Genomic DNA, 3,886 nt, shown 5'->3' on the forward strand with positions numbered 1-3,886 from the left:
ACCAACTGAGCTACAACCGCTCACTGCACACTTCGGATGCTCCAAAGCGTGAGGGAGGTCATATGCGTACCCCCTCTCCGCGTCAAGCGCTCAAACCCCCTCTTTGCGCAAAAATTGTGCCTCGCAGGTCACGGCCTCTGGCCTTTCACAATTTCGCCTTATTTTGGCCTGCTCGTTGCCATAAATTTTTTTTAAATTTTTTTTAAAATCACGCGAAAAGGAGGTTTTTATGCCCAAACCGCAAAAACCGCTCCCAGCCCCCAAACAAACCCGCACATCCCCCACTTCCAGCCGCCCGGTGATCACAGATTACGCGTCTCTTTGAGGTGACTTGGCCGCGATGCTGGGCTAGTTTGAGGTTATGAAAACCCCTGTTTCAAGCTTGCGCAATATCGGCCCCGCCATGGAGCTATCGTTGACTGAAGTTGGCATCTCCTCTGCCGAAGACCTTCAGGAAATTGGCGCTGATGCCGCCTATTCGCGGCTCTTGGAAGCGGGCGCCCGGCCGCATTTCATCGTTTATTATGTGCTGCACATGGCGCTGCAAGGGCGGCCATGGAACGACTGCAAAGGCAAAGAAAAACAAGAGCTTCGTCTGCGCTTTGATGCATTGAAGGCCACCAAACATGACAAGGGCCGCACTCGGCTTGAGGCGGCCCTTGATGCAATTGGTGTGATCAAGCGCAAGGCCTGACGTCTGGCGATTTAGCCTACGAGTTCAAGACCCGAGAAGAAGAACGCGATTTCTTCTGCTGCTGTTTCTGGCGCGTCTGAGCCGTGAACTGAGTTCTCACCGATCGAAAGAGCAAACTCCTTACGGATCGTGCCTTCAGCCGCGTCCGCTGGGTTTGTTGCGCCCATAACTTCACGGTTCTTCGCAATGGCGTCTTCGCCTTCAAGAACCTGAACAACGATTGGCTCAGAAATCATAAATTCGCAAAGCTCCCCAAAGAACGGACGCTCTGAGTGAACACCGTAAAACTGCTGCGCTTGTGCAAGCGTCAATTGGATGCGCTTTGAAGCAACGATGCGCAGGCCAGCGGCCTCGAACTTTGCTGCAATCTGACCTGTGAGGTTGCGCTTGGTTGCGTCTGGTTTGATGATTGAGAATGTGCGTTGAATGGCCATGTGTTTAAGGCTCCTATTGCTGTGCTACGTGTTAATTTGGCGCCCTGCTATCACGCGGCATCCGCTTTGAAAAGCGAATGTTAAACGCGCTCAAGCCGGGCAATCCAAAGCACAGCCAGAAGCCCAAGCCCAGAGCTCGCCGCCATAAGCCCAAGCAATACATAAGCCCCAAGCGGACCTCCCGCAAACGCGCCAGTCAGCGCCGTTGCCCCTGCCCCTCCAAGAATAGTGATGGCCCCTGACAGACCCGAAGCACTGCCAGCCAACCGTGGATTGACCGACATCACCCCTGCGTTGGCAACCGGTAAAGTCAGCCCGTTGCCAAGACCAACAAAAATTGCTCCAGCAAACATCACCCAGAAATTCATCGCACCAAGGGCCATGATACAAATGATAACCAGCGGGCCAAACGTCGCCGAAAGCCGCCCCCACAGCATGAGACGAAGCATGGGAATACGGCCCGACAACCGCCCCGTCAGGAAATTTCCGAGCATGAAGCCCGCAGATATTGAGCCAATACCAATGCCAAGCTGCGACGGCGTCAGCCCAAAGAGTCCCTCCCCAACAAGAGCCGCTCCGCCAAGAAAAGCGTAGAAGCCACCGACTGAGCCAATCAGACACAAGCAATAGGCCCAGAAAACCTTACTCTTAAAAAGCTCTGGATAGGAACGGAAATGAGCAGTGAAACTGTCGGACGGCGTGAGATTCGTCTCGGCTAGATCGTGCCATGAAAGAGCAAACATGAGCGCGCCCATGAACGCATAGGCGATGAAATTTGCCCGCCAGCCGAATGTTTCTCCGAGGAAGCCGCCCAAGACAGGCCCCATCAACGGAGCAAGCGCCATTGCGGTTCCGATCACACCCAAGAGCCGAGCGGCTTCTTGCGGCGGTGCTATATCGCGCACAACGGCGCGGCTTAGGACCATTCCCGAAATGACCGCGCCTTGTAGCATGCGAAGCACAAGAAACAGCCAGACATTGCTTGCGAAATAACAGCCCACAGACGCCACAGTAAAAATCGCCATTCCTGCAAGGATAACCGGCCTACGGCCATACATGTCTGATAAAGGACCAATGATCAGCTGCAGCGCTGAAGATACGACCATATATCCTCCAACTGCCACGGAGATGACGGCGTAGCTCACCTCAAAGCTGCTCGCCATCTGAGCGAGCGCTGGCAAAAACATATTGAGCGACAAGACCGAAATCGCGGTGAGGAGAATAAGAGTAATAAGCTTGGGTTGGCGCAGGCCCGTTTCGGAAATCATTTTTTGTTAACCTGTGTTCTAATGCACAAGCGTTACGCCCCTTTTGATCTCCTCACAAGCCTTGTGGTGATGGCGTTTCAGCACTGGCAAGGTGCGCACAGCTCTGCTAAGCCGCAAAAATGCTCAAGCTAGAAAACATATCTTATTCAGTCGCAGGCCGGAACCTCATCGAGGATGCCTCGGTCTCTATCCCAACAGGTCACAAAGTTGGCCTTGTGGGGCGCAACGGCACAGGCAAGACAACGCTCTTTCGCGTAATCCGAGGCGAGTTACCGCTGGATACCGGTTCTTTCAGTCTGCCCTCACGCGCCCGCATCGGCGGCGTGGCCCAAGAAGTGCCGGGCAATGAAGTGTCTTTGTTGAACACAGTCCTTGCAGCCGACGTCGAACGCGCAACACTGCTGGCGGATACGAGCACCGACCCAGCGCGGATCGCCGAGGTGCAGACGCGCCTTGCTGACATCGATGCATGGAGCGCCGAAGCCCGCGCCTCGACGATTCTGCGGGGCCTTGGCTTTACGGCCGATGAAATGCACGAGCCTTGCGCGGCTTTCTCTGGTGGCTGGCGGATGCGCGTGGCGCTGGCTGCGGTGTTGTTTTCCGAACCTGACCTGCTGTTACTGGATGAACCGACCAACTACCTTGACCTTGAGGGCGCGCTCTGGCTTGAAAGCTACTTAGCGAAATATCCTCATACCGTTCTAATTGTCAGCCACGATCGCGGTCTGCTCAATCGAGCCGTTGGCGCAATTCTGCACTTGGAAGACAAGAAGCTCACGCTCTATCAAGGCAACTACGACACGTTCGCAGAGACACGCGCAGCAAGGATCGCTGTGGCCGCCTCCGAAAACCGTAAGATCGAAGCTCGCAAAGCCCACCTCCAAAGCTTTGTTGACCGCTTCCGCGCGAAAGCCTCTAAAGCCGTTCAAGCGCAATCGCGTATCAAGGCCATTGCCAAGCTCAAGCCGATTACAACACCTCAGGAAGCCGCGCTCAAGCGCTTCACCTTCCCCTCGCCTGAAGAGCTCTCTCCGCCGATCATCCGCGTAGAAGGCGGCGCCGTGGGCTATGATGGTAAGGCAATCCTCTCAAATCTAGACCTAAGGATTGACCAGGACGACCGCATCGCACTGCTGGGGCGCAACGGCGAAGGCAAATCAACGCTCTCCAAGCTCTTGTCAGGCCGACTTGAACTAATGAAGGGTCAAATGGTCACCTCATCAAAGCTGCGCGTTGGCTTCTTCGCTCAGCATCAGGTCGATGAGCTTTTCATTGACGAAACGCCAATTGATCACATCCGCCGCCTGCGCCCAACCGAAACGCCTGCGCGCCTGCGCGCCCGCCTCGGCGGCTTTGGCATTGGTGCCGAACAGGCCGAAACGCTTGTGGGCAAACTCTCAGGTGGCCAAAAAGCACGGCTCTCGCTGATGCTGGCGACAATTGACGCGCCACATCTGCTCATCCTCGATGAACCGACAAACCACCTTGAT

At 55.3% G+C, this 3,886-nt stretch carries 4 protein-coding genes; 2 read left to right on the forward strand and 2 right to left on the reverse strand.

The genetic code is table 11. The features are described from left to right. The first annotated feature begins 361 nt into the window (after positions 1 to 361). A complete protein-coding gene (locus P8O11_RS11750) occupies positions 362 to 694 on the forward strand; it encodes a TfoX/Sxy family protein (protein WP_300294397.1) in 333 nt (110 codons plus the stop codon). Positions 695 to 705: 11 nt separating this feature from the next. On the opposite strand, the gene ndk is transcribed toward P8O11_RS11750, so the two are convergent. Both ndk and P8O11_RS11760 read right to left on the reverse strand, forming a co-directional pair. Continuing rightward, the gene (gene ndk, locus P8O11_RS11755; RefSeq protein ID WP_089890430.1) at positions 706 to 1,128 is read right to left on the reverse strand and encodes a nucleoside-diphosphate kinase; all 423 of its coding nucleotides are present in this window, start codon (positions 1,126 to 1,128) and stop codon (positions 706 to 708) included. Positions 1,129 to 1,208: 80 nt separating this feature from the next. Then, a complete protein-coding gene (locus P8O11_RS11760) occupies positions 1,209 to 2,396 on the reverse strand; it encodes a multidrug effflux MFS transporter (protein ID WP_300294399.1) in 1,188 nt (395 codons plus the stop codon). 119 nt (positions 2,397 to 2,515) lie between these two features. Here P8O11_RS11760 and P8O11_RS11765 point away from each other — a divergent pair. Continuing rightward, a partial coding sequence (locus tag P8O11_RS11765) for an ABC-F family ATP-binding cassette domain-containing protein (protein ID WP_300294401.1) occupies positions 2,516 to 3,886 on the forward strand: 1,371 nt, incomplete at its 3' end.

It is taken from the genome of Lentibacter sp. (assembly GCF_029254145.1).
Taxonomy (GTDB): Bacteria; Pseudomonadota; Alphaproteobacteria; order Rhodobacterales; family Rhodobacteraceae; genus Lentibacter.